This window comes from Streptomyces sp. NPDC058469, assembly GCF_042721125.1.
In the GTDB taxonomy this organism is placed as follows: Bacteria; Actinomycetota; Actinomycetes; order Streptomycetales; family Streptomycetaceae; genus Streptomyces.
The window spans coordinates 214,798-236,459 of the sequence record NZ_JBHXME010000002.1; the positions used below are offsets into that span (position 1 = coordinate 214,798).

The 21,662-nt window shown below is 69.6% G+C and carries 13 protein-coding genes; 3 read left to right on the forward strand and 10 right to left on the reverse strand.

What is annotated here, in order from left to right:
* Nucleotides 1-137: 137 nt before the first annotated feature.
* A complete protein-coding gene (locus tag ACFWP5_RS02225) occupies nucleotides 138-4,214 on the forward strand; it encodes a HAMP domain-containing protein (protein ID WP_384149081.1) in 4,077 nt (1,358 codons plus the stop codon).
* Nucleotides 4,215-4,226: 12 nt separating this feature from the next.
* Nucleotides 4,227-4,811: a response regulator gene (locus ACFWP5_RS02230; RefSeq protein WP_384149015.1), complete on the forward strand. Its 585-nt coding sequence runs from the start codon at nucleotides 4,227-4,229 to the stop codon at nucleotides 4,809-4,811.
* A 123-nt stretch (nucleotides 4,812-4,934) separates the two neighbouring features.
* Here ACFWP5_RS02230 and ACFWP5_RS02235 read toward each other — a convergent pair whose 3' ends face one another.
* Both ACFWP5_RS02235 and lepA read right to left on the reverse strand, forming a co-directional pair.
* On the reverse strand, nucleotides 4,935-6,836 hold the full coding sequence (locus tag ACFWP5_RS02235; RefSeq protein ID WP_384149017.1) for an AMP-dependent synthetase/ligase: 1,902 nt from the start codon (nucleotides 6,834-6,836) through the stop codon (nucleotides 4,935-4,937).
* Between the two features lie 324 nt (nucleotides 6,837-7,160).
* Nucleotides 7,161-9,035: a translation elongation factor 4 gene (gene lepA, locus ACFWP5_RS02240; protein WP_384149019.1), complete on the reverse strand. Its 1,875-nt coding sequence runs from the start codon at nucleotides 9,033-9,035 to the stop codon at nucleotides 7,161-7,163.
* A gap of 412 nt (nucleotides 9,036-9,447) precedes the next feature.
* On the opposite strand from lepA, the gene rpsT reads away from it, so the two are divergent.
* Complete coding sequence (rpsT, locus tag ACFWP5_RS02245; RefSeq protein ID WP_329249620.1) at nucleotides 9,448-9,714, forward strand: 30S ribosomal protein S20; 267 nt, start codon at nucleotides 9,448-9,450, stop codon at nucleotides 9,712-9,714.
* Nucleotides 9,715-9,956: 242 nt separating this feature from the next.
* Here the strand turns inward: rpsT and holA are convergent, their stop codons facing one another.
* The 8 genes from holA to leuS all read right to left on the reverse strand — a co-directional run bounded on the left by holA (nucleotide 9,957) and on the right by leuS (nucleotide 21,655).
* A complete protein-coding gene (holA, locus tag ACFWP5_RS02250; RefSeq protein ID WP_384149021.1) occupies nucleotides 9,957-10,946 on the reverse strand; it encodes a DNA polymerase III subunit delta in 990 nt (329 codons plus the stop codon).
* Nucleotides 10,947-11,058: 112 nt separating this feature from the next.
* Nucleotides 11,059-11,304, reverse strand: a complete 246-nt coding sequence (locus tag ACFWP5_RS02255) for a hypothetical protein (protein WP_033285933.1) — start codon at nucleotides 11,302-11,304, stop codon at nucleotides 11,059-11,061.
* A 79-nt stretch (nucleotides 11,305-11,383) separates the two neighbouring features.
* A complete protein-coding gene (locus ACFWP5_RS02260) occupies nucleotides 11,384-12,241 on the reverse strand; it encodes an arylamine N-acetyltransferase (RefSeq protein WP_384149023.1) in 858 nt (285 codons plus the stop codon).
* Between the two features lie 137 nt (nucleotides 12,242-12,378).
* Nucleotides 12,379-15,102 carry a ComEC/Rec2 family competence protein gene (locus tag ACFWP5_RS02265; RefSeq protein WP_384149025.1) on the reverse strand — a complete coding sequence of 908 codons (2,724 nt, stop codon included), beginning with the start codon at nucleotides 15,100-15,102 and terminating at the stop codon, nucleotides 12,379-12,381.
* Nucleotides 15,099-16,028, reverse strand: a complete 930-nt coding sequence (locus ACFWP5_RS02270) for a helix-hairpin-helix domain-containing protein (protein WP_384149027.1) — start codon at nucleotides 16,026-16,028, stop codon at nucleotides 15,099-15,101. The genes ACFWP5_RS02265 and ACFWP5_RS02270 overlap by 4 nt, the downstream gene beginning before the upstream one ends.
* A gap of 858 nt (nucleotides 16,029-16,886) precedes the next feature.
* Nucleotides 16,887-17,732, reverse strand: coding sequence for a DegV family protein (locus ACFWP5_RS02275; protein ID WP_384149029.1), 846 nt, complete (start codon nucleotides 17,730-17,732; stop codon nucleotides 16,887-16,889).
* Between the two features lie 126 nt (nucleotides 17,733-17,858).
* Entirely contained in the window at nucleotides 17,859-18,590 is a 732-nt protein-coding gene (locus tag ACFWP5_RS02280; protein WP_384149031.1) for a hypothetical protein, read from the reverse strand.
* Nucleotides 18,591-18,766: 176 nt separating this feature from the next.
* Nucleotides 18,767-21,655, reverse strand: a complete 2,889-nt coding sequence (leuS, locus tag ACFWP5_RS02285) for a leucine--tRNA ligase (protein WP_384149033.1) — start codon at nucleotides 21,653-21,655, stop codon at nucleotides 18,767-18,769.
* Between the last annotated feature and the right edge of the window lie 7 nt (nucleotides 21,656-21,662).

The window sequence follows — 21,662 nt, forward strand, 5'->3', positions numbered from 1 at the left end:
ACAGACTGACCGCGGCCATAAGCGCCGAGTTACCGAAGTGGGCCGCCATGAGTGAGAACAGTGCTACGCGTGTGCTCGAAGACGGTCACAAAGACGACTGGATTCGAGCATCGGATCTCCGTCCACTGCTCGCCGTGATGACGGCCGCCCGGGACGGCGACTTCACGAAGGCGCCGGAGACGGGCCACGGCATGGTGGCCGAACTGACCGCCGCCTTCAACCAGATCATGGACCGCAGCACCCACTTCAACTCCGAGGCGCAGCGCGTCAAACGCGAGCTGGTCCGCCACGGCCGCCTCGACGAACGCCTCTCGGCGAGCCCCGGCCAGGGCGGCTGGACCTCCCGCGTCAACGACGTCAACCAGCTCCTCGACGCACTGGTGGCCCCTGCCGCCAACGCGACCCGCGTCCTGGACGCGGTGGCGGGCGGCGACCTGACCCAGCGGGTCGATCTGCACGACGGCAGCAGGCAGTTGAGGGGCGATCTACGGCATCTCGGCCGGGCCGTGAACAAGATGGTCGACCAACTCTCCCTGTTCACCGGCGAGGTGACCCGGGTGGCCCGCGAGGTCGGCACCGAGGGACGGCTCGGCGGCCGGGCCAAGGTGACGCGCCTGTCGGGCAGTTGGCGTGATGTGACCGAGGCGGTCAACACGATGGCGTCCCGGCTGACCGCGCAGGTGCGGGACATCGCCCTGGTGACGACGGCGGTGGCGCGCGGCGACCTGACGCGTACGGTCACGGTCGAGGCGACCGGCGAACTGCTCGAACTCAAGCTCACCGTGAACACGATGGTCGACCAGCTCTCCGCGTTCGCCGACGAGGTGACGCGCGTCGCCCGCGAGGTGGGCACCGAGGGCCAGTTGGGCGGTCGGGCGCAGGTGCGGGGCGTGTCCGGGGTCTGGAAGGACCTCACCGACAACGTCAACTTCATGGCCTCGAACCTGACTTCACAGGTACGGAACATCGCCCAGGTGACGACCGCCGTGGCGAACGGCGACCTCTCGCAGAAGATCACCGTGGACGCGCAGGGCGAGATCCTGGAGCTGAAGTCGACCATCAACACGATGGTGGACCAGCTGTCGGCCTTCGCGGACGAGGTCACCCGGGTGGCCCGCGAGGTCGGCACCGAGGGCAACCTCGGCGGACGCGCACAGGTACGGGGCGTCAGCGGCGTCTGGAAAGACCTGACCGACAACGTCAACTTCATGGCGGACAACCTGACTTCGCAGGTCCGCAACATCGCGCTCGTGTCCACCGCCGTCGCGCAGGGCGACCTCGGCAAGAAGATCACGGTGGAGGCCAAGGGCGAGATCCTGGAGCTGAAGTCCACGATCAACACGATGGTGGACCAGCTGTCGGCCTTCGCGGACGAAGTGACGCGCGTGGCCCGCGAGGTCGGCACGGAGGGGAACCTCGGCGGCCAGGCGCAGGTGCGGGGCGTCAGCGGGGTCTGGAAGGACCTGACGGACAACGTCAACTTCATGGCACTGAACCTGACTTCACAGGTACGGAACATCGCCCAGGTGACCACCGCCGTCGCCAACGGCGACCTGTCGAAGAAGATCACCGTCGACGCGCGCGGCGAGATCCTGGAGCTGAAGGACACCGTCAACACGATGGTGGAGCAGCTGCGCGCCTTCGCCGACGAGGTGACCCGGGTGGCCCGCGAGGTCGGCACCGACGGCCGACTCGGCGGACGCGCCCAGGTGTTGGGCGTCTCCGGCGTCTGGCGCGACCTGACCGACAACGTCAACTACATGGCCGACAACCTGACTTCGCAGGTACGGAACATCGCCCAGGTCGCGACCGCGGTGGCGCAGGGCGACCTGTCGAAGAAGATCGATGTCGACGCACGCGGGGAGATCCTCGAACTCAAGACCACCATCAACACGATGGTCGACACCCTCTCCTCCTTCTCCTCCGAGGTCACCCGCGTGGCCCGCGAGGTCGGCTCCGAGGGCCAACTCGGCGGCCAGGCACGGGTGGAGGGCGTCTACGGCACCTGGAAGCGCCTGACGACCAACGTGAACGAACTCGCGCTGAACCTGACGACGCAGGTCCGCGCGATCGCCGAGGTGGCCTCGGCGGTGGCGCAGGGCGACATGTCCCGCTCGATCACGGTGGAGACCCAGGGCGAGGTCACCGAGCTCAAGAACAACATCAACCTGATGGTGGCCAACCTCCGTGAGACGACCCGCGCGAAGGACTGGCTGGAGTCCAACCTGGCCCGCCTCGCCGCGCTGATGCAGGGGCACCGGGACCTGATGGAGGTCGCCGACCTGATCCTGCGCGAACTGACACCGCTGGTGAACGCGCAGTACGGGGCGTTCTTCCTGGCCGATCCCGACGAGGACAGCCTGCGAACGGCCATCCCCGCCAAGGGACTTGCCTTCATCGCCGGGTACGGGTCGGCGCAGGGCGCGACCGTGGACACGGGCGCCATGCCCGTGCACGGGCTGGTCCGGCAGGCGGCGCGGGAGAAGAAGCGGATCCTGGTGGAGGAGGCGCCGCCGGACTACATCAAAATCAACAGCGGGCTGGGTGAAGCCGCCCCGGCGAGCGTGGTCATCATCCCGATCATCTTCGAGGACAAGCTCCTCGGCGTGATCGAACTGGCCTCCTTCTCCCGCTTCTCCGACGTCCACCTCGCCTTCTTCGACCAGTTCGTGAACACCATCGGCGTCGCGATCAACACCATCATCGCCAACTCCCGCACGGAGTCCCTGCTCGGCGAGTCCCAGCGGCTGGCGACGCAGTTGCAGGAACGTTCGGACGAACTCCAGAAGCAGCAGGCCGAGTTGCAGCGGTCCAACGCCGAACTGGAGGAGAAGGCGGCTCTGTTGGCGACCTCGTCGCAGTACAAGTCGGAGTTCCTGGCGAACATGTCGCACGAACTCCGCACGCCACTCAACTCGTTGCTGATCCTGGCCCGGCTGCTCTCCGACAACCCTGACGGCCGTCTCTCCGACCAGGAAGTGCAGTTCGCGACCACGATCCACCGCTCCGGCTCGGACCTGCTCCAGCTCATCAACGACATCCTCGACCTGTCGAAGATCGAGGCCGGCCGCATGGACGTACGCCCGAAGCGGCTCCCCCTCATCAAGCTGCTCGACTACGTCCACGCCACGTTCCGCCCGCTCACCCTGGACCGAGGGCTCTCCTTCGAGGTGTCGGTGGGCGAGGACGTACCGCGCGAGATGTGGTCGGACGAGCAGCGGCTCCAGCAGATCCTGCGCAACCTGCTGTCCAACGCCATCAAGTTCACCGCGACGGGCCGCGTCGAACTCCGCGTCAACCGGGTCAAGGACCCCGAGCACCGCTACTCCGACGACAGCGACGAGGTCATCGTGTTCGCCGTCTCCGACACCGGGATCGGGATCGCCGCCGAGAAACTCCCGGTGATCTTCGAGGCGTTCCAGCAGGCCGACGGCACGACCAACCGCAAGTACGGCGGTACGGGGCTGGGGTTGTCGATCAGCCGTGAGATCTCCGGCCTGTTGGGCGGCCGTATCGTCGCCGAGAGCGAGCCGGGACAGGGGTCCACCTTCACTCTCTACGTCCCCGTCGTCAGCCCCGGGCACGCGGCGGGCGGCGGGCCGCTCACCGAGGACCGCGAACTGCCGCTGCTGCCGGAGCAGTTGTCCAGCGAGCCGTTCACCTCGACCGAGGTGGACGACTCATGGCCGACGCCCACCAAGTTGGAAGCGTGGAAGGCCGGGCGTGCCGGTCAAGTGCTGCCCGGGCGGCGGGTGTTGATCGTGGACGACGACATCCGCAACGTCTTCGCGCTCACCCACGTGCTGGGCCGGGTCGGCATGCCGGTGCTCTACGCGGAGAACGGCCGCGAGGGCATCGAGACCCTGGAGCGCAATCCCGACGTCGAACTCGTGCTGATGGACATCATGATGCCGGAGATGGACGGGTACGAGACCATCGCCGCCATCCGCCGCGCCCCGCGCTGGACCGGGCTGCCCATCGTCGCGCTCACCGCCAAGGCGATGCCGGGCGACCGGGAGAAATCCATCGCGCGGGGTGCCAACGACTACGTACCGAAGCCGGTGGACGTCGACCAGTTGCTGAGCGTCGTCTGCGCCCTCCTGGATCCCGAGGCCGAGTCCGGGGCCGCGTCCGCGGACATCACGGTGGCGGATCCGGGTACTTCAGGTCCGGGTACTTCAGGGGAGACGGCGGCACCGCCGACGACTGAGTGAGGCACAGTCATCATGAGCGCTGAGGCAACGACCGACGAGAGTGCCGCCATCCTCCTGGTCGACGACATGGAGGACAACCTGGTCGCGCTGGAGGCCGTCCTGGGGTCCCTCAACGAGCCGCTGGTACGGGCTCGTTCGGGCGAGGAGGCGATGAAGGCGCTGCTCCGGCAGCGCTTCGCGGTGGTTCTGCTCGACATCCGCATGCCGGGCATGGACGGGTTCGAGACCGCGGCCAACATCAAACGGCTCGACCAGACCAAGGACGTGCCGATCATCTTCCTGACCGGCACGGACTCCGACACGGGGTATGCGTTCCGTGGTTATGCCACGGGTGCCGCCGACTACTTGACCAAGCCGTTCGACCCCTGGGTGCTGCGGGCCAAGGTCAGTGTCTTTCTCGAACTGCACCGTAAGAACCAGCTGTTGGAGCGGATGCTGGCGCGTGAGCAGGGGCAGTTCGACGAACTGGCGTTGCGGCTCAAGGAGATCGAGGCGCAGATGGCTGCGAGCTCCGTGGACGAGGTGCAGGAACTTCGGCATCAGGTGCGGGAGATGGGGCAGCTGGTGCGGGAGTTGCGGCGGCGCTCGACCAGGTAGGCAGTTTGTTACGCGCGGGTCGGTGGGGGCTGGGCGCGCCCACGCGGCGGAGCCGCAAATAGACACAGCCCCGCGCCCCTGCCGGACCCCGCGGCCCTTCGGGGCTCGGGGCCCGGCAAATGATCACGCTTCGCGCGAACCCGCGTACATCTCGTCGATCAGGTGCTTGTACTCCCGTTCCACCACGGGCCGCTTGAGCTTGAGGCTCGGGGTGATCTCGCCGTGTTCGACGTCCAGGTCGCGCGGGAGGAGGCGGAACTTCTTGATGGTCTGCCAGCGCTGGAGACCCTCGTTGAGTTCCTTGACGTAGGCCTCGACCATGGCGACCGTCGCGGGCGCGGCGACGACCTCGGCGTAGGACTTGCCGGCCAGGCCGTTGTCCTTCGCCCACTCCAGGATGGACGGTTCGTCGAGGGCGATGAGGGCGGTGCAGAAGTTCCGGTCGGCGCCGTGCACAAGGATGTTGGAGACGTACGGGCACACGGCCTTGAACTGGCCCTCGACCTCGGCGGGCGCGATGTACTTGCCGCCGGACGTCTTGATGAGGTCCTTCTTGCGGTCGGTGATGCGGAGGTAGCCGTCCGGGGACAGCTCGCCGATGTCGCCGGTGTGGAACCAGCCGTCCGACTCCAGGACTTCGGCGGTCTTCTCGGGCAGCCCGTGGTAGCCCTCCATGATGCCGGGGCCGCGCAGCAGGATCTCGCCGTCGTCCGCGATGCGCACCTCCGTGCCGGGCAGCGGCTTGCCGACCGTGCCGGTGCGGTAGGCCTCGCCGGGGTTCACGAAGGAGGCCGCGGAGGACTCGGTCAGGCCGTAGCCCTCCAGGATGTGGATGCCGGCGCCGGCGAAGAAGTAGCCGATGTCGGGCGCGAGCGCGGCGCTGCCCGAGACACAGGCGCGCAGCTTGCCGCCGAAGGCCTCGCGGATCTTCGCGTAGACCAGCGCGTCGGCGACCTTGTGCTTGGCGGCGAGACCGAAGGGCGCGGTGGCCGTGCCGGTGCGGCGGAAGTTGTCCTGGGTGACCTTGGCGTACTCGCGGGCGACCTCGGCCGCCCACTGGAAGACCTTGTACTTGGAGGGGCCACCGGCCCGTGCCTTGGCCGCGACCCCGTTGTAGACCTTCTCGAAGATGCGCGGAACGGCCGCCATGTACGTCGGCTGCACGATCGGCAGATTCTCGATGATCTTGTCGACCCGGCCGTCGACGGCGGTGACGTGCCCGATCTCGATGTGCCCGGACGTGAGCACCTTGCCGAAGACGTGCGCGAGCGGCAGCCACAGGTACTGCACGTCGTCCGAGCCGAGCAGCCCGGTCGCGGCGATGGCTTTCGCCAGGTACGACCAGTTGTCGTGCGGAAGACGGACACCCTTGGGACGGCCGGTCGTACCCGAGGTGTAGATGATCGTCGCGAGCTGGTCCTTGGTGATGGCCCCGACCCGCTCCTTGATCAGGTCCGGGTTCTTCTCCAGGTACGCGGCACCGCGCTGCTCCAGCTCGGCGAGGGTCAGCACCCAGTCGCCGGGTTCGCCGTTCTCTCCGGTCCCGCCGGTCTCGACGCCGGTCGGGTCGATGACCACGACGTGTGTCAGCTCGGGCAGTTCGGCGCGCTTCTCCCGCGCCTTGGCGAGCTGTGCCGCGTCCTCCGCGATGAGGACCTTGCTGCCGGAGTCGGAGAGGATGAACGTCGACTCGTCGGCGTTGGTCTGCGGGTACACCGTGGTCGTGGCGGCGCCGGCGCACAGGATGCCCAGGTCGGCGAGGATCCACTCGACGCGGGTGGCGGAGGCGAGCGCGACGCGCTCCTCGGGCTGTATGCCCAGTTCGATCAGACCGGCCGCGATCGCGAAGACCCGCTCGGCGGCCTGCGCCCAGGTCAGCGACTTCCAGTCGTCGGGGCCCTCACCGGAGGCCGCCGGCACCGGGTAGCGGTAGGCCTCGGCGTCGGGCGTGGCCGCCACGCGCTCCAGGAAGAGGCCCGCCACGGACGGCGGACGGTTCTCGATCAGGGTCTGTGTGTCGCTCACGACATCCTCCGGGGCCCGCGACAGTGCGGCTGCTGGCTTGTTGCTGCGGCGGTTGACTCAATACTGAGGCGGTCGGCTCATTGCTGAGACGGTCGACTCAATGCGGCTGGTGGCTCATTCGGCTGTTGTTTAACTCGCGAGTAACTATCGAGCAGTGATCAGAGTAAGCCGCGACCGGCCGGTGCGTAAGGGGCGGCGGACTGTCACTTCGCACAGAGCCGGGTCCGCTCCGCACAGAGCCAACACATAGGGCCCGCCGCGCGAAAGCGCAACGGGCCCTGTGAATCGCCTGGCTATCGTCCGGAATTTCGGTGTACGGGGCCGCTACTTCTTGCCCTTGGCTCCGGGACCGCTGTCGTCGCTGGACAGCACCGCGATGAAGGCCTCCTGGGGAACCTCCACGGAACCCACCATCTTCATCCGCTTCTTGCCCTCCTTCTGCTTCTCCAGCAGCTTCCGCTTACGGGAGATGTCACCGCCGTAGCACTTGGCGAGGACATCCTTGCGGATGGCGCGGATCGTCTCGCGGGCGATGACCCGGGAGCCGATGGCCGCCTGGATGGGAATCTCGAAGGCCTGCCGCTGGATCAGCTCCCGCAGCTTGGCGACCAACCGCACCCCGTACGCGTACGCCGCGTCCTTGTGCGTGATCGCCGAGAAGGCGTCCACCTTGTCGCCGTGCAGCAGGATGTCGACCTTGACCAGGCTGGAGGACACCTCGCCGGTGGGCTCGTAGTCGAGCGAGGCATAGCCGCGGGTCTTGGACTTCAGCTGGTCGAAGAAGTCGAAGACGATCTCGGCGAGGGGAAGCGTGTAGCGGATCTCGACGCGGTCCTCGGAGAGGTAGTCCATGCCGAGCAGGGTGCCGCGCCGGGTCTGGCACAGCTCCATGATCGAGCCGATGAACTCCGACGGCGCGAGGATCGTCGCGCGTACGACAGGCTCGTAGACCTTGTCGATCTTCCCCTCGGGGAACTCGCTCGGGTTGGTGACGACGTGCTCGCTGCCGTCCTCCATCTCGACCCGGTACACCACGTTCGGCGCGGTCGCGATGAGGTCGAGCCCGAACTCGCGCTCCAGCCGCTCCCGGATCACGTCCAGGTGCAGCAGACCGAGGAAACCGACGCGGAAACCGAAGCCGAGGGCGGCGGAGGTCTCCGGCTCGTAGACGAGCGCGGCGTCGTTGAGCTGCAGCTTGTCGAGGGCCTCGCGCAGCTCCGGGTAGTCGGACCCGTCCAGCGGATACAGGCCCGAGAAGACCATCGGCTTGGGGTCCTTGTAACCGCCGAGCGCCTCGGTCGCGCCCTTGTGCAGGGTGGTGATCGTGTCACCGACCTTGGACTGGCGGACGTCCTTCACACCGGTGATCAGATAGCCGACCTCGCCGACCCCGAGCCCGTCCGCGCCGAGCATCTCCGGCGAGTTCGTCCCGATCTCCAGCAGCTCGTGCGTGGCGTTCGTGGACATCATCCGGATCTTCTCGCGCTTGGTGAGCTGCCCGTCGATGACTCGGATGTACGTCACGACGCCGCGGTAGGAGTCGTAGACGGAGTCGAAGATCATCGCGCGGGCGGGCGCGTCCGCGTTCCCGACCGGCGCCGGGACCTCCTTGACCACCTTGTTGAGCAGTACGTCGACACCGATGCCGGTCTTGGCGGACACCCGCAGCACGTCATCGGGCTCGCACCCGACGAGATTGGCCAGCTCCTCCGCGAACTTCTCGGGCTGCGCGGCCGGCAGGTCGATCTTGTTCAGTACGGGGATGATCGTGAGCTCGTTCTCCATCGCCAGGTAGAGGTTGGCGAGGGTCTGGGCCTCGATGCCCTGGGCGGCGTCCACGAGCAGCACGGTGCCCTCGCAGGCGGCGAGCGACCGCGAGACCTCGTACGTGAAGTCGACGTGTCCCGGGGTGTCGATCATGTTGAGGATGTGGGTACTGCCCTGGCTGTCCCCGAGGGTCGGGGCCCACGGCAGACGCACCGCCTGGGACTTGATCGTGATGCCACGCTCGCGCTCGATGTCCATGCGGTCGAGGTACTGAGCACGCATCTGCCGCTGGTCGACCACTCCGGTCAGCTGGAGCATCCGGTCGGCGAGCGTGGACTTGCCATGGTCGATGTGCGCGATGATGCAGAAATTGCGGATCAGCGCCGGGTCGGTACGGCTCGGCTCGGGCACATGGCTGGGGATCGCGGGCACGCAGGGTCCTGATTCTTGAGGCGTCCGCAGTGTCTGCGGTCTCGGGTCGGATCGATACGTAGGCTCCATCGTCCCACGCGTGGGAGGTGCGGTCCGGTTTGGGCCGGTGCGGGTGGGTGACCATGGGGGTTCGGGGGTGGGTTTCAGGGGTGGGGTTGGGGGCTCTGGGGCGGGTTTCGAGAGTGGTTCGGTGGGGGCCGGCTTAGGCCCGGCAGGCAAGGGGAACCGTCCGGTTTATCCCGGCACGGGACGGTAACCGATGCCTCCCCGGCGACCGGTTTGGGTGGCCCGGTGGGCGGCTGGTAACCTGGGTAGCTGTGTCTCCTGCCCTCTCGGCGCGAGACGCAACCCAAGGAAAATCATCGGCCCGGGACCCGTGCGGCCCCGTGCCAGAACCTGCAAAGGCTCATTCGTGGCGAACATCAAGTCCCAGATCAAGCGGATCAAGACCAACGAGAAGGCTCGGCTGCGCAACAAGGCCGTCAAGTCCTCCCTGAAGACCGCGATCCGCAAGGCCCGCGAAGCCGCTACCGCGGGTGACGTCGAGAAGGCCACCGAGTACCAGCGCGCTGCCGCGCGTCAGCTCGACAAGGCCGTCGCGAAGGGCGTCATCCACAAGAACCAGGCCGCCAACAAGAAGTCGGCGCTTGCTTCCAAGGTCACCGCGCTCAAGGGCTGATCCTCCGCACTTGCCTCGGCCCGCGCTCGCGCGGACCGGACCAGTAGCAATCCACCGTGAGGACAACGTCGAGCCCTCTACCTCGATTCACGGACAGACATCGTGGTCGCCACGCCACGTACAGTGCCCCCGGACCCACTTCGGGGGCATTGCTGTATCCCCGTCCCGCAGTACTTCCCTGCGGTGTCCCGCCTCTGTTCCTATGACTGTGCCGTCCTTTGTCCCACCACTGGGGCAGAGCGCTAGGCCTGTCCCCGGGACCGGGCCGCCCGGGCGATCGCTACGACCGCCTTCTCCAACGCGTACCCCGGATCGTCCCCCCCGCCCTTCACTCCCGCGTCCGCCTCGGCCACCGCCCGCAGCGCGGCGGAGACCCCGTCCGGTGTCCACCCCCGCATCTGCTGCCGTACCCGGTCGATCTTCCACGGCGGCATCCCCAGCTCACGCGCCAGATCCGCCGGCCGTCCCCCACGCGCGGACGACAGCTTCCCGATCGCCCGCACCCCCTGCGCCAACGCGCTGGTGATCAGCACCGGCGCCACCCCGGTGGACAACGACCACCGCAACGCCTCCAGCGCCTCCGCCGCCCGCCCTTCCACGGCCCGGTCCGCGACCGTGAAGCTCGACGCCTCGGCCCGCCCCGTGTAGTACCGCCCGACGATCGCCTCGTCGATGGTCCCCTCGACGTCGGCGACCAACTGGGAGACAGCGGACGCCAGCTCCCGCAGATCACTGCCGATGGAGTCGACGAGCGACTGGCAGGCCTCCGGCGTGGCCGATCTCCCGGTCGCCCGGAACTCCCCCCGCACGAACGCCAACCGGTCCGCCGGCTTCGTCATCTTCGGGCAGGCCACCTCCCGCGCCCCCGCCTTGCGCGCGGCATCGAGCAGCCCTTTGCCCTTGACCCCGCCCGCGTGCAACAGCACCAGGGTGATCTCCTCGGCGGGCGCCCCGAGATACGCCTTCACGTCCTTGATCGTGTCCGCGGACAGATCCTGCGCATTGCGTACGACCACGACCTTGCGCTCCGCGAAGAGCGACGGGCTGGTCAACTCGGCGAGTGTGCCGGGCTGCAGCTGGTCCGAAGTCAGGTCACGTACGTCCGTGTCGGCGTCGGAGGCCCGAGCAGCGGCCACCACCTCCCGCACGGCACGGTCGAGCAGGAGGTCCTCCTGGCCCACGGCAAGCGTCACCGGGGCGAGAGGGTCGTCATTCGCAGTCTTCCTGGCCATCTCGTAAAGCATCGCACGCGCCACTGACAACGCGTCCCGCATGCCGTGGGTGGGTGGGGATACCGGTGCCGATGACTCGGTCCGCGGCCGGCAACGCCGCCGACCGGCGCGGTCACGGCTCCTCGCGCCAGCCGTCCCACTCCCCCGCGAACGCGTCCAGCTCCGCGGGATCGAGCCGCCCGTCCTCGTCCCGCAGAACGAGCAGCCACTGCGCGTCCTCGGCATCGTCCTCACCGGCCAGCGCGTCCCGCACCAGCCGCGGTTCCTCGTCGAGCGCGAACCGCTCCCCGAGCACCTCCGCCGCCTCCTGAGCCGCGTCACGATCGGGCAGCACCAGCACATGTCTCACATCACTCACGGGGACATTTTCCGGTACGGCGGCGGGCTTGCGCGAACTCACCCCGGGTCTACGCAGGCCTATATGGTCCTATGCGGGCCTATGTGGTTTTACGCACCGTCGGCACTACCCCCAGCTCGATCCCGAACCGTTCCCGGTACACCGCCAACACCTCCTCGTCCGTGGTCAGTTCACGTATGTCCCGCGTCCCGTCCGCCGCCGTCACCGTCAGACCCCGACCGCTGAGCGTGACCCTTCCGCCGTCGTCCGTGAGACGTGAGCAGACCAGTGACCGGGTGAAGTGCGACGCGGGCGAGGTGCTGTGCCACCACGCTCCGACCACGAAGTCACTGAGCACCCGGGGCCGCACTTCCAGGCGGTACTCGGGCTTTCCATTCCGGACAACATCCAGGTCCGCCGCCTCCCCCGCAATCGCTCCCGCACCCGCACCCGCTCCGGACACGCCGCCCCGCACCCCGGCCGCGTCCGGTCCCGACGCGACGACCCTGAACGTGCCGCCGGGATCCTTCTGTTCACCCCGCTCCTCGAAGGCCAGCGGATAGTGACTGTTCGTCCCGAACCCCACGTCGGCCAGCCACGCACCCCCGTCCACCGTCCGCACCCGCAGCGCGAGATGGTCGTATGGAATCCCCGGCCGCCCCTCGTCCCCGTACACCCGCGCCGCGAGCAGCGCGACGTCGAAACCCAGCGCGGTGAGCAACGCTCCGAACAGTCCGTTCACTTCGTAGCAGAACCCGCCCCTGCCCGCGCCCACCACCTTGTCCAGCAGCCGGTTCTCCTCCAGCACGATCTCCTCTCCCAGATGGATCGACAGATTCTCGAAGGGCACGGTCTGCAGATGGCGCAGATGCAACTCACGCAGGACATCGACAGTGGGCCCCGCCGGGTGCTGGACTCCCAGCCGACGGAGATAGGCATCAACCTGTGCGGGATTCATGCCCTCAGTCTCGCGCCACCCGCAGCTCATCGCCCATGCCGTCAGTCGCTCGCTTGCCTCCTTCACCGCCCCGCGCCACTGTCATCTCCCCCGCCCCGCCCCCGCCCCCTCCCCCTCCTTCTCCCTCTCCCTCTCCCTCAGTCCCTTGTCACCCGAAGGCCGGCTCCCGCGCCGCCCACCGCCAGCGCCCCGTCCACGTCTGTCCGCAGGACCACCGCGCCCATGGCCCGCAGCGCCGCGACCGTACTCGGGGCCGGGTGCCCATAGACGTTGTGTTCTCCACAAGAGATCAACGCCAGCCGCGGGGCCACCCTGCGTATCAGGTCCGGATCTTGATAGGCCGAGCCATGATGGGCGACTTTGAGTACGTCCACGCCTCCCAGCAACGCGGCCGCCGGTGACCTCAACAGCTCCTGCTGGGCCGGGGGTTCGAGGTCCCCGAGCAGCAGCAGTCGTAGCCCGGCCGTCCGTACCAGCAGTGCGACGCTGGCGTCGTTCGGCCCGTCCGGGTCCGGCGCCGGGCGCGGTGGGGGCCACAGCACCTGCCAGGAGAGCGGGCCGGTGCGTCGCTGTTCCCCGGCCACGGCGCGGGTGATCGGGATGTGCCGTTCCGCTGCCGCCCTCCGTACGAACTCGGCCTGGTCCGCGGGCTCTTCGAAGGAGGTCGTCTCGATCGCGCCCACCGAGCGGCCCCGCAGTACCCCGGGCAGTCCCGCGACGTGGTCGGCGTGGAAGTGGGTCAGTACGACGAGCGGAATCCTGGTGATGCCGAGCGTGCGCAGACACTGGTCGACCAGCTTCGGATCGGGTCCCGCGTCCACGACGACGCCGGTGCCCTTGCCCGCCGCGAGCACTGTCGCGTCGCCCTGCCCGACATCACACATCGCGAATCTCCAACCCGGCGGCGGCCACCCCGTGATCACCCGGGTCAGCGGGGCCGGCGCCACCACGATGAGCAGCAGAAGCAACCCGCAGACACCGCACAGCCAGGGGTGCTTCAACAGCCGTCGCCCGACCAGCACGAGGGCCGCGACAGCGAGGGCGAGCAGCAGTGCCCCGGTCCAACCGCCCGGCCAGTCCACTCCCCCACCGGGCAGTGCCGCGCCGGTCCGGGCGACGTCCGCGATCCACCCGGTGGGCCAACTCGCGCCCCAGGCAAGGACCTTGGCCACCGGCATCGCCACCGGTGCCGCCGCCAGCGCAGCGAAGCCCAGCACCGTGGCCGGTGCGACGGCGATCTCCGCGAGCAGATTGCACGGCACCGCCACCAGACTGACCCGCGCCGACAACACGGCCACGACCGGCGAGCACAACGCCTGCGCGGCGGCAGCGGCGGCCAGCGCCTCGGCCAGCCGCGGCGGAACGCGGTGCCGCCTCAGCGTCTCGCACCAGCGCGGCGCGAGCGTGAGCAGGGCACCGGTGGCCAGCACGGAGAGCAGGAACCCGTAACTGCGGGCCAGCCACGGGTCGTAGAGCACCAACAGCAGTACGGCCGTCGCGAGGGCCGGGATCAGTGATCTGCGGCGTCCGGTCGCCAGGGCGAGCAGCGCGACGGCACCGCAGGCCGCGGCCCGCAGCACGCTCGGGTCGGGCCGGCACACGACGACGAACCCGAGCGTGAGCACCCCGCCGGGCAGTGCGGTCGCCCGGAGGGAGATGCCCAGGCGTGGTGCCAGACCTCGGCGTTCGATGTGCTGGGCGAGGCCGGGTGGTCCGATGAGGAGGGCGAGCAGGATGGTGAGGTTGCTTCCGGACACGGCGAGGGTGTGCGCGAGGTCCGTCTCCTTGAAGGCCTCGTCCAACTCGGGTGTGATCCGCGCGGTGTCCCCGACGACCAGCCCCGGCAGCAACGCCCGCGCGTCCGCCGGCAACCCGCCGGTGGCCTCACGCAACCCGGCCCGCAACCGCCCCGCGAACCGCTGTGCTCCGGCCGGCTCCCCCACCACCTCCGGCACGGGCTGGTTCCGCACCCGCAGCACGGCCGCCACCCGGTCCCCGCTCGTCAGCGAGGGCGCCAGCCGCGCGGTCACCTTCACCCGCGTCGACGGAAGCAGCCCGAGCCAGGGCGAACGCTCCGGCCCACCACCGGAACCCCGTGCTCCGAACGGCCTTCCCCCTACTTCTCCCTCTCCCTCTCTCTTGGTGGACGAGCCCGGGTCGACGATCAACAGCACCGGCGCCCGCGTTTCCACGACCGTCCCGTCCAGCTCCTCGACCCGCCGTACCTCGGCGTCGATCAGCACGGAGACCGGAGCCGCGTGATCCCCGCTGATCCGGGGCCGGGTCAACCGTGGATCGGACCCGACCTCCACCTCCGCGGTCACGGCCGCGTACTCCCGCGCCAGCTCGGGCACCGGTCCACGCCGCAGATCCGCCCCGTGCAGCCCGGCGGAGGCGGCGGCCGCGGCGATGGAAAGGAGCAGGGCGGCGATCGAGACCCGGGGCCATGCGGCCTGCCGCCATGACGGCGCCGGGCGAGCGCCTTCCGGTGAGAGGTCAGGGTGAGCGTCCAGCTGTGACGGGGTACTGCTGCCGCCTGCCCTGTCCCGCCGCCGCGTCACCAGCAGCACGAGCGCCACCACCAGCGAGGCGACTGCGACTCCGGTGGCCCAGGCCGGTGACGCGTCCAGTGCCAGTGCCGCCGTCGCCCAGGCCGCGAGTGCGGGCGGTACGAGTCGTAGGTCTGTCGGTCCTTCCTGCTGGGGGTGTGCGGCTCCCCGCCGATTCCCGGAGTGGGCGTGCACGGTTCGGCGGGCCGGTGAGGCAGCGTGTACGGCTTGGTGGGTGGATGAGGAGACGTCGTCCTGTGCCGTGCGGCGAGGTGTCGCGAGCTCGGGCGGCTCGTCGTGGACGTGGGTCATGGCTGTACCAGGTCCCGCAGATCGGCGAAGCGCCGGTCGCCGATGCCGTTGACCTGGCGCAGCTCGTCCACCGAGCGGAAACCGCCGTGCTGGGTGCGGTAGTCGATGATGTGCTGGGCCAGCACCGGTCCCACGCCGGGCAGGGTGTTGAGCTGGTCCGCGGTAGCCGTGTTGAGGGAGACCGGAGCAGTCGGAGCCGCTCCCGCAGCGGGGCCCGCCGAACCCGCGACCCCCGTGGTGCTCGCACCGCCCGCACCAGGCACCGCCCCAGGGGCCGCACCACCGACGACGATCTGCTCCCCGTCCACGAGGAACCGAGCCCGGTTGAGCCCCTCGGTGTTGGTGCCCGGACGCACCCCACCCGCCGCCCGCAACGCATCGGTCACCCGCGAACCGGCCGGAAGCCGATGAACCCCGGGCTGCCGGACCTTGCCGCTGACGTCCACGACGATCTCGGTGGCTGCCGCACTCGAAGCACCCCGCGCTCCGACCGACGAGGCACGCGGCCCAGCCCCTTTCCCCGCAGCCGCGCCCTCACCGCGGCCCCTGCCTCCAATCCCATTTCCATCTCCATAGGGAGCCGCCGCCCCCACCACCTCCGGGGCACGCACGGGCTGGGTCCGGCCCACCCAGAAGTGCTGCACGGCGAAGACCGCGACCACCACGAGCAGTACACCGAGCGCGACCACGTTCCGCCGCTCCAGCCCACACCGCGTCTGCACCCACACCGGCATCCGCTCCCGCAGAGCCGCCCCGACCCGCTCCCGCCAAGCCCCGGCTCCGGCTCCGGCTCCGGCTCCGGCTCCACGATCCCGCCCGATGCCGACCTCTCCGGTGCCGCTGAAGTCTCCAACGTCTCCGACCGCTCCGGCCCCTCCGGCCCCTCCGGCGTACGAGAAGGCATCAGGCTCCAGGACAACACCCACCGGCGTCCCCACCCGGACCGCCCGCTGCCCCGATCCCGATCCCGACCTCGACGCCGGCTCCGACCTCGCCCACGTTCCCGTTCCCGTTCCCGGCTCCGGCTCCGGCTCCGGCTCCGGCTCCGGCTCCGGAACGGTCCACGGGCCGGCATCAACAGGCGCCGGAAAACGAAGCCCCGCCGCCCTGACCACAGGCGGCACAGGCAGTACAGGCAGAACAGTCCGCCCCCTCACCTCAGTCACGGGCGGACCAAGAGCCCCCGCGACTTCACCCACCGGCGGAGGAGAACTCGCCATGACCTCAGCCACCGGCGGAAGGGAACTCCCCCTGGCCTCAGCCACCGGCAGAACAGAAGGCCCCACAGCCTCACCCACCACCGAAAGGGGCCGCTCCACCTCCTCCCCTACCGGCGAACCGGAGCCCCCGCCGCCACCCCCACCCGGCGGCCCATTCCCCGACTCCCCCCGCTCCCCCCGCTCCCCAGCACGTTCATCACGTTCACCAAAGAGCAGTTCCGCCCGCCGCCGAAGTTCCTCCGCCGAAGCCTGACGATGTGCCCGCCCCCGTGTAGGCGCGCGGCGGCGCCGAGTTCGTCCGTCGGAGGACGGGGCGCGGCCCGGGCCGCTGGTCGCAGTCGCTGTGTGTGAGCGTGATCGAAGTGCCATGCGCCGAGGATCGGACATTCCGCGACTTCGTGATGATCTTGGTCAATTCCCGGGGACGCCCGCCCAGTTGTGGATAACTCCGTCACCCATACGAGCGTCATCCGCCCAAAACACCACTCAAGGCACCAGCCCGCGAACGCCTGACGTCTCCCCCGAGAGCGCCGCTCATACAGACACCGCCCCCAACAAACCCCGTCACCGAGGCGAAACCACAGCCCCCAGCAACCCAGGCCCGGTATGCGCCCCGATCACCGCCCCGACCTCACTCACATGCAGATCGGCCAACCCCGGCACCCGCGCCCGCAACCGATCCGCGAGCGCCGACGCCCGCTCAGGCGCGGAGAGATGGTGGACGGCGATGTCGACCTGCGCGCTCCCCGCCCGGTCCGCCGCGAGCTCCTCAAGGCGGGCGATAGCCTTCAACGCCGTCCGTACCTTCTCCAGGAGTTCGATGCGCCCGCCCTCCAACTGGAGCAACGGCTTCACGGCCAGTGCGGAGCCCAACAGGGCCTGTGCCGCGCCGATACGGCCGCCCCGGCGCAGATAGTCGAGGGTGTCGACGTAGAAGTAGGCGGAGGTGCCGGCGGCCCGCTTCTCCGCGGCCGTGACCGCCTCGTCCACCGTGCCGCCCGCCTCCGCCGTCTCGGCCGCGGCGAGTGCGCAGAAGCCGAGCGCCATCGCGACCATCCCGGTGTCCACGACCCGCACCGGCACCGGTGCCTCACGCGCGGCGACGACCGCCGCGTCGTAGGTGCCCGAGAGTTCGGCGGAGAGGTGGAGGGAGACGATGCCGGTGGCGCCGGACTCGGCGACCCTGCGGTAGGTCTCCGCGAAGAGCTGGGGGCTGGGGCGCGAGGTGGTGACCGGGCGGCGCTTCTGCAGGGCCTGGGCCAGGGAGCGGGTCGAGATCTCGGTGCCCTCTTCGAGCGCCCGGTCGCCGAGGACCACGGTCAGCGGCACCGCTGTGATGCCGTGGCGCTCCATCGTCAGCGGCGGCAGGTAGGCCGTTGAATCGGTGACGATCGCGACATGGCGGGACATGAGCTGGAGGTTACCTGCCGTAGCGGCCGGGCGGCAGCCCGACCCCTTTCACCTGGGCCGGAACCGGCCGGATCACACCATGCCGCACGCTCACACCATGCCGCACCTTCACGCCGTGCCGCCCGATCAAGTCGTGCTCTCGGGGCGGGGTTTCTTCTGCCAGGGATAGGTGGGGCGCCGGCCCGGCGGAGTGATGGCGGACGGGGCAGGCTCCTCGGCGGCGGGGCGGGAGCGCGGGGGCTCCGGCCAGGTCTGCCGGCCCGCCGTGGCGTCGGCGGGCGGGGCATCCGGCCACGGAGGTGACGTGTGCTCCGACTTCGTCCAGTGCCGCAGGGCACCGGCCTCCATGTCTATCTGGGCGCTCAGCGTGCCCAGGTCGTCCTCCGCGAAGCGGCCGGCGCGGTCGCGGGCCGCCCAGCGCAGCGAGTCCGCCGACTTCGTGATGCGCTCGGTGCGCTCGCGCAGGGCGGGCAGCCGCTCGGCGAGTGTCCTGCGGTCCGGCTCGGACTCCAGGCGCCTGAGCTCGCCGTCGAGTTCGCGGCCGTGCGCGCTGAGCCGCTCGAAGAGGCCCAGGGACTCCTTGAGCGACTCGTCCTCGGTCACGCCCGCGTGCAGCGCGTCCTGGGTCGCGCGCATCGACGTGCGCAGCGCGAGCCGGAGTTGGGCCACCTGCCCCTGTGGTCCGGGCTGGGCGAAGGACTTGGCGCGCAGGGTGTGGTCCTCAACCGAGCGCCGGGCCTGCGCGACCGTGCGGTCCACACCGCGCTTGGCCGCACCGACCGCCTTGACCGCCGCATAGCCGCCTACGACCACGAACAGCAGGAAGAGAAGGGCGAAGACTGCGATCACGGCTTCCAACGCTCCTCCACCGGCTCCGGGCGGCACACGCCGCGCCGCTCTTCAACGGTAAACGCAACGGGCAGGTCCCGAGTTCCACAAGAACCCCGAACCTGCCCGTAGGGGACTACCCCGAGGCACTCGCCCCGACCCGGGCCGGTCGCCCGTCGAAGGACTGCGCCGGACCGGCGAAACGGCTACGCCGGAACGATGTTCACCAGCTTCGGCGCCCGCACGATGACCTTGCGGATGCCCGCGCCGTCCAGCGCCGCGACGACCTTCTCGTCGGCCAGCGCGACCTTCTCCAGCTCGGCCTCGGAGATCGTCGGCGAGACCTCCAGCCGGGCCTTGACCTTGCCCTTGATCTGCACGACGCAGGTCACGCTCTCGTCCACGACGTACGCCGGGTCCGCGACCGGGAAGTCCTGGTGGACCACCGTGTCGGTGCGGCCCAGCTTGCGCCACAGCTCCTCGGCGATGTGCGGGGCCAGCGGCGCGACCAGCAGCACCAGCGACTCGGCGACGGAACGCGGTACCGCGCCGCCCGCCTTGGTCAGCTGGTTGTTCAGCTCGGTGATCTTGGCGATGGCCGTGTTGAAGCGCAGCCCCTGCAGGTCCTGACGGACACCGTCGATCGCCTTGTGCAGGGCACGCAGCGTGTCCACGTCGATGTCGGCGTCCTCGACGTCGACGACCGTGACCTCGCCCGTCGTCTCGTCCACGACGTTGCGCCACAGCCGCTGCAGCAGCCGGTACTGGCCCACCACCGCGCGCGTGTCCCACGGCCGGGACACGTCCAGCGGGCCCATGGCCATCTCGTACAGGCGCAGCGTGTCGGCGCCGTACTCGTCGCAGATCTCGTCCGGAGTGACCGCGTTCTTCAGGGACTTGCCCATCTTGCCCAGCAGCCGGGAGACCTTCTCGCCCTGGTAGAAGTAGGCGCCGTCGCGCTCCTCCACCTCGGCGGCCGGTACCGGGAAGCCGCGGCTGTCCCGGTAGACGTAGGCCTGGATCATGCCCTGGTTGAACAGCTTGTGGAACGGCTCCGGGGACGAGATGTGCCCCAGGTCGAACAGCACCTTGGACCAGAAGCGCGCGTACAGCAGGTGCAGTACGGCGTGCTCGGCGCCGCCGACGTACAGGTCGACGCCGCCGTGCGGCATGCCCGCGCGCGGGCCCATCCAGTACTGCTCGATGGCCGGGTCGACCAGCTTCTGGTCGTTGTGCGGGTCCAGGTAGCGCAGTTCGTACCAGCAGGAACCGGCCCAGTTGGGCATGGTGTTGGTCTCGCGGCGGTACTTCTGGGGGCCGCGGCCGTCGCCCAGGTCCAGGGTGACGGCGACCCAGTCCTCGTTGCGGGACAGGGGCGTCTCCGGGGACGTGTTCGCGTCGTCCGGGTCGAAGGTGCGCGGCGAGTAGTCCTCGACCTCCGGCAGCTCCAGGGGCAGCATCGACTCGGGCAGCGAGTGCGCGATGCCGTCCTCGTCGTAGACGATCGGGAAGGGCTCGCCCCAGTAGCGCTGGCGGCTGAACAGCCAGTCGCGCAGGCGGAAGTTGACGGTGCCCTCGCCGATGCCCTTGCGGGCCAGCCACTCCGTGATGCGGGCCTTGGCCTCGGCCACGGGCAGGCCGTCCAGGGAGATGTCGTCGTTCGAGGAGTTGATGATCTTCGCGTCGTACGACCCGAAGGCGTTCTCCCACGTCGACGTGTCGGTGCCGCGGCCGTCGGTCGGGTCGACGATGCAGGTGATCGGCAGCTCGAAGGCGCGCGCGAAGTCGAAGTCGCGCTGGTCGCCCGCCGGGACGGCCATGATCGCGCCGGTGCCGTAGCCCATCAGTACGTAGTCGGCGATGAAGACGGGGACCCGGTCGCCGTTGACCGGGTTGGTCGCGAACGCGCCGGTGAAGACACCGGTCTTGTCCTTGGCCTCGGCCTGCCGCTCCACGTCGGACTTGGTACCGGCCTGCGCGCGGTACGCGGCGACGGCCTCCGCCGGGGTGGCGTGACCCCCGGTCCACACGTCGTGCGTGCCCTCGGGCCAGGCGCCCGGCGTGAACTTGTCGACCAGCGGGTGCTCGGGCGCCAGCACCATGTAGGTCGCGCCGAACAGGGTGTCGGGGCGGGTGGTGAAGACGGTGATGTTCTCGCCGTCCACGGGGAAGTCGACGCGGGCGCCTTCGGAGCGGCCGATCCAGTTGCGCTGCTGCAGCTTGATGGCCTCGGGCCAGTCCAGCTCCTCCAGGTCCGCCAGCAGCCGGTCGGCGTAGGCGGTGATGCGCATGTTCCACTGGCGCAGCTTGGCCTTGAAGACGGGGAAGTTGCCGCGCTCGGAGCGGCCGTCGGCGGTGACCTCCTCGTTGGCCAGCACGGTGCCCAGACCGGGGCACCAGTTGACGGGCGCGTCGGAGGCGTACGCCAGGCGGAACTCGCCCAGGACGTCGGCACGTTCGGTGGCGCTCAGCTCGGGCCACGCGCGCGTGTGCCCCGGTACGGCACGCTCACCGGTCTCGAACTGGGCGATCAGCTCGGCGATCGGGCGGGCCTTGCCGGCCTCGTCGTCGTACCAGGAGTTGAAGATCTGCAGGAAGATCCACTGGGTCCACTTGTAGTACTCGGGGTCGATCGTGGCGAACGACCGGCGCTTGTCGTGGCCCAGGCCCAGCGCGCGCAGCTGGGACTTCATGTTGGTGATGGCGGCCAGGGTGGTGATCCTGGGGTGCTCGCCCGTCTGGACGGCGTGCTGCTCGGCCGGCAGGCCGAAGGCGTCGAAGCCCAGGGTGTGCAGCACGTTGTGGCCGGTCATCCGCTGGAACCGGGCGAATACATCGGTGGCGATGTAGCCCAGGGGGTGGCCGACGTGCAGGCCCGTACCGGAGGGGTACGGGAACATGTCCATGATGAACTTCTTGGGGCGGGCGGCCAGTTCGGGGTCGCCGGCCAGGTCACCGGTCGGATTCGGCGCCTCGTAGGTGCCCGAGGCGTCCCAGAAGTCCTGCCAGCGTGCTTCGATGTCCGCGGCCATGGCGGCCGTGTAGCGGTGCGGGGCGACCACCTCGGCGGCGGCAGCGGGGTTCGTCTCGCTCATGATCCTC

What these genes read in the sequence shown, in the direction of transcription:
- ACFWP5_RS02265 (WP_384149025.1), bottom strand. Translation starts at nt 15,102, where the DNA reads ATGACCCACGTCCACGACGAGCCGCCCGAGCTCGCGACACCTCGCCGC.
- ACFWP5_RS02230 (WP_384149015.1), top strand. Translation starts at nt 4,227, where the DNA reads ATGAGCGCTGAGGCAACGACCGACGAGAGTGCCGCCATCCTCCTGGTC.
- holA (WP_384149021.1), bottom strand. Translation starts at nt 10,946, where the DNA reads ATGGCCAGGAAGACTGCGAATGACGACCCTCTCGCCCCGGTGACGCTT.
- ACFWP5_RS02225 (WP_384149081.1), top strand. Translation starts at nt 138, where the DNA reads ATGACGGCCGCCCGGGACGGCGACTTCACGAAGGCGCCGGAGACGGGC.
- ACFWP5_RS02275 (WP_384149029.1), bottom strand. Translation starts at nt 17,732, where the DNA reads ATGTCCCGCCATGTCGCGATCGTCACCGATTCAACGGCCTACCTGCCG.
- ACFWP5_RS02260 (WP_384149023.1), bottom strand. Translation starts at nt 12,241, where the DNA reads ATGAATCCCGCACAGGTTGATGCCTATCTCCGTCGGCTGGGAGTCCAG.
- leuS (WP_384149033.1), bottom strand. Translation starts at nt 21,655, where the DNA reads ATGAGCGAGACGAACCCCGCTGCCGCCGCCGAGGTGGTCGCCCCGCAC.